Below are 4,611 nucleotides of genomic sequence, written 5' to 3'. Positions count from 1 at the left end.
CGCACGTCATCCGTTGGGGAACCGCTCGATGACCGGCGATTCGGTGATGTCAGGCGGCACCCGGCCGAACGGCTGCGCCCCTGACCCGGCGTCCTCGGGCGGAAGGGGCTCCGCGTTGATCGCGTCGGCGAAATCTTTGAGCATGATGATGTTCGCTACGTCGGCGCTCTCATAGTTCATGGCGGCCTTGACGGCGATCACGCAAAGCTGCTCGACCAGGCCGGGAGTCCTGGGCTCACCACTCGCCCCGAACAGTTGCCGCTGCAGGCTCTGCAGCCTGGCGTTGAACTCCTGCGCGTCGTTCGCGCTCTCGCCCACCCAGCTCAGCTTCAGGCTCTCCCAGGTCTTGGCGATGACGTTCCACGATTCGACGATGGCCAACAACTGTGCCGGAACAGACTTGTAGCCGACCGTCCAGATCCCCCACGGAAGGATGTCCAAGGACTGACCGCCGTCGTAGTTCATTGGAGGATTGGCCATGGATTCGTCACCCTCACAACGACAACGTTCAAGTCGTACCAAGGCTAACTTTGGGTCACCCCAGCCCGTCCGCCCCACTTGGGAGGGCTGCGGCCGGTCCCCCGAAGAGGGACGTCAGACACCGCCGGGACAGATGATAGGGGTGAGCGATGACTGCGGCGGACAGCTATCTCAGCAAATCCATTCACCAGGTTCCTGAACTGACCGTGGCCGAGACCACGGCTCGCTCGGTCACCGGCAAGAACCTGTACGGGCAGGCGTCGAAGTCAGGAGATGAACAGCCCAAGGCGAGCGAGCCCGACGGTCGCCGGTTCTCCTTGACGCCGAGCACCATCAGAGACACCGAGAACAAGATCCTGCAGGAGCTCGGCAAGCAGGTCGAAGATTTCGAGGGATTCAAGAAGAAGGTGCTGAACTACGGGGGCTGGGTGTTCGTGGCGGAGAATCCGGGCGACATCGGCAAAGTGGTCCAAGCCCAGGGGGAAAATAACAAGAACGGGCCGATGGATGTTCTCTGGAAAGACCCGAATCCGGCCAAGACCCAAGAAATCGTCGACGGCCAGGTCTCGCTGATCCGGGCGGTCGGAGATTCGATCGAACTCGTCGCACAACTGGTCGTCCGGCTGAACAACGCCGCCCAGATCTACGCCGAGGCCGACATTCAGTCGTTCGGCACGCCAAGCACGTAGGAGAGTTGATGACCTACCCGACCGATCATCTCGTCCAGAAGCAGAGCGACGGCACCGTCGTCGAATTCACCGCCGGCGGTGCGCCGGTGCGGCAGATGATGCCGGACGGCACGACATACAGCGCCTTCGACGTCGACGGCCGCGCCCACTACGTCGAGATTCCGCCGGTCAACGGCCAGCCGGCGATGAACGCCCACATCGTCTACCAGGGCGGCTACACCATCTTCCGGTATGACGACAGGTCCGTCCTCACCTTCGACAGTCACAGCCAGGCCGTGGTCAGTCTGCAACTGCCCGACAGCACCGTCTACAGCAACTACGGCCCCGACAAACGCCCGCACCAGGTCTACACCCCGGCCCACGACGGCAAACCAGCAACCACCGCCACCATCACCTACAACAACGACGGCACCACCACCTACACCTACACCGACCACACCACCATCACCTACGACCCCAACAACAACATCCTCACCGAACAACGACCAGACGGCACCACCTACACCAACTTCGACACCGACAAACGCCCCCACCAAATCCACACCCCCGCCCACGACGGCAAACCAGCAACCACCGCCACCATCACCTACAACAACGACGGCACCACCACCTACACCTACACCGACCACACCACCATCACCTACGACCCCAACAACAACATCCTCACCGAACAACGACCAGACGGCACCACCTACACCAACTTCGACACCGACAAACGCCCCCACCAGGTCTACACCCCGGCCCACGACGGCAAACCAGCAACCACCGCCACCATCACCTACAACAACGACGGCACCACCACCTACACCTACACCGACCACACCACCATCACCTACGACCCCAACAACAACATCCTCACCGAACAACGACCAGACGGCACCACCTACACCAACTTCGACACCGACAAACGCCCCCACCAGGTCTACACCCCGGCCCACGACGGCAAACCAGCAACCACCGCCACCATCACCTACAACAACGACGGCACCACCACCTACACCTACACCGACCACACCACCATCACCTACGACCCCAACAACAACATCCTCACCGAACAAGGGCCGGACGGGTGGGTCATCTCCTTCGAGGCCGGGAAACCCAAATCCGGGGTCAACACCCAGACCAACGAGACCGTGCAGATCACGCCCGCCGAGGGCGGTGGCACGGTCTGGACGTATTCCGGCGGGACCGTGGTCTGGCGGGACCCGAACGGCAGAGTCACGAAGATGGCCAAGGGCGGGTGGACCTTCACCCAGTTCGACGGCGACAGCCGTCCCATCTACGGCACGAACGGCCAGCAGTCGGTCTCGATCCAGTACGGCGTCAACGGGTCCGACACCAAGTGGACGTACACCGACAACAACGGGAAACCCGGCATCACGGTCATCACCAACAGCAACGGCGTGCCGAAAACTCAGATCAACCCGGACGGCTCGAGCTTCGAGTTCGCGGTCGAGATCCCCAAGCTCGGCGAGGCGATCAAGACCGTCGCCCGGGAACGCGACACAATAAACATCATGATCAGCGGCATCAAGCGCCAGTTCGAGGCGCTGAGCATGGATTGGAAAAGCCCAGCCGGAACCAACTTCGCGCAGGTCGTCGCAGACGTCGACAAGCTCGCCGTAACAGCGCACCTCATCCTTTCCGACGCGGTCACCAAAATGGTGCACAGCTACGAAAACTACGTCAAGGCGGACGCCACCAATGCGCGGAACTTCTTCAACGACGCCAACCGGCCACTCAGCATCAACGAATTCAACCGACCACTCAACATCAACGAATTCAACGAACCGCTCAACATCAAGCGCCCCCAGTAAACTGTCCCGACGTCATCACGTCCGATGTGCGACGCGGAGCCGCGGCGCGAGCCCGCAGGGCGGGTGGCAATGACAAATCCCTTCGGCGAAGTGCCGGTGCTGCCGGTCGTCATCCCGCTCGGTCTCGCGCTGTTCGGGTTGCTGGTCTGGCGGCTCGGCGCTCGGCGCCAGTTCTCCGTTCCACGCGCCGCGGTCGCAGCGGCGTTGTCCGTCTACGCTGCCGGCGTCGTCGCCAACACGATCTTTCCCATCTTCCTGAACACTCGGCTTTCGCGGTCTATGCAGCTGCGAGTGCCCATGCTCGCTGGACCTGCCGGATTTCTGCGTTGGTGGGTTGAGCTGGGCGGGAGCCCATAAATCGAGCGGCAATGAGGGTGCGTCGTAGCGCGGTGAGCATGTCGGTGAACGACGGGTCGGTTTTCGACAGGTACCAGGGTGCGTGGATGCGGCGGTCGGCGACGATCCCGGATCGGTGACCGTACAGCGCATACCAGAGCACGACGAGGGTGTAGACGTACATCCCGAACGCCCAGGTGCGGTTCACGGCTTCCGCGGTGCGGTTACGGGCCTGTCCGACGCCGAGGGTCTGGCGGGTGTCGAAGAACGTGACCTCGATCGCCCACCGGGCGGCGTAGCGGGCCACCAGATCGGCGGCGGTGACGCTCAGGTCAGTGGTGATCAGGGCCGGCATCGGCCCGGTTTCTCGGTCACGCACGAGGGTCATCCGTACCGGGTGGGGCCCGAACACCCCGTACCAGAGGCAGTCGAGGACCGCGATACGCACGGTGTCGACCCGCCCGTAACGCGTCACGGACACCGTCTGCCACACCGCGGTGGCGGCGGCCTCGCTGGGGGTACCGATCCGGGCGCCTTTCAATCGTGGCCGGCCCCGTTTACCGCTGCGGGCCGGTGCGCGGTGATACACCACCGCGTTGCGGGGCAGCCGGGTCGTCCATGTCACGGTGGCGGGCAGGTCCCGCAGGCCATGGCCGTGGTACGCGGCGTCGGCGACCACGTGGACCCGCCGGCCCGGCGTCCGGGCGGCGATGACGGTGATCATGTAGGCGGCCAACTCCACGGTAGAGGCGGTGCCCTTGCCCTGCCAGCGCCGGCACAACACCGGCAGGCACAACGGCCGGGACAGGAACGAGGGCCGCACGATCACCCCGACGACCACCCAGCGGTGACCGAACGCCAGCTTGTTCCGGGCGGGCGCCGAGCCGTCGTGGATCCATCCGACGCCGTGGACCTTCTTACCCCGACGGCGATGCGCGGTGTCATCGACCGCCAGGTGCAGATCGGCGCCGTCGGCGACGAGGTGGGTCAGGACCAGATCGAACACCGTCAGGCCGATCTGGTCGATGGCCCAACGCGTGGTCGAGAAGAACCGGTGCGCCCGATCATGCGACCAGGACGTGGCCATCCCGGCCCCGGTGAGCATCCCGCAGACCGTACGTTGCCCGGTCTGCGCGACCAACCCGACGACCATCGCGGAGAAGACCCCGAACGTCGGCGCCGTGAAACACCCACCGAAGGCGTCCAACAACCGACGCAACGAGATCGGTAGGCTGACTCCTGGAAGCATCGACGGATCACTTTCGGCAACGACAGTGGTACAAGGACCG

4 protein-coding genes are annotated in these 4,611 nt (G+C 63.8%); 2 read left to right on the top strand and 2 right to left on the bottom strand.

The genetic code is table 11. The features are described 5' to 3' along the window. Window positions 1-6 precede the first annotated feature (6 nt). On the bottom strand, window positions 7-465 hold the full coding sequence (locus ACQPY0_RS19350) for a hypothetical protein (protein WP_432990715.1): 459 nt from the start codon (window positions 463-465) through the stop codon (window positions 7-9). A 164-nt stretch (window positions 466-629) separates the two neighbouring features. On the opposite strand from ACQPY0_RS19350, the gene ACQPY0_RS19345 reads away from it, so the two are divergent. Together ACQPY0_RS19345 and ACQPY0_RS19340 are read left to right on the top strand one after the other, a co-directional pair. Then, window positions 630-1,169, top strand: coding sequence for a hypothetical protein (locus tag ACQPY0_RS19345; protein ID WP_432990713.1), 540 nt, complete (start codon window positions 630-632; stop codon window positions 1,167-1,169). 8 nt (window positions 1,170-1,177) lie between these two features. Then, the gene (locus tag ACQPY0_RS19340) at window positions 1,178-2,986 is read left to right on the top strand and encodes a hypothetical protein (protein ID WP_432990711.1); all 1,809 of its coding nucleotides are present in this window, start codon (window positions 1,178-1,180) and stop codon (window positions 2,984-2,986) included. A 277-nt stretch (window positions 2,987-3,263) separates the two neighbouring features. On the opposite strand, the gene ACQPY0_RS19335 is transcribed toward ACQPY0_RS19340, so the two are convergent. Continuing rightward, window positions 3,264-4,541, bottom strand: coding sequence for an IS701 family transposase (locus ACQPY0_RS19335; protein ID WP_432989702.1), 1,278 nt, complete (start codon window positions 4,539-4,541; stop codon window positions 3,264-3,266). Between the last annotated feature and the right edge of the window lie 70 nt (window positions 4,542-4,611).

Source organism: Dactylosporangium sp. CA-233914, assembly GCF_050942935.1.
In the GTDB taxonomy this organism is placed as follows: Bacteria; Actinomycetota; Actinomycetes; order Mycobacteriales; family Micromonosporaceae; genus Dactylosporangium.
This window is presented reverse-complemented; position numbering and strand designations above follow the sequence as displayed.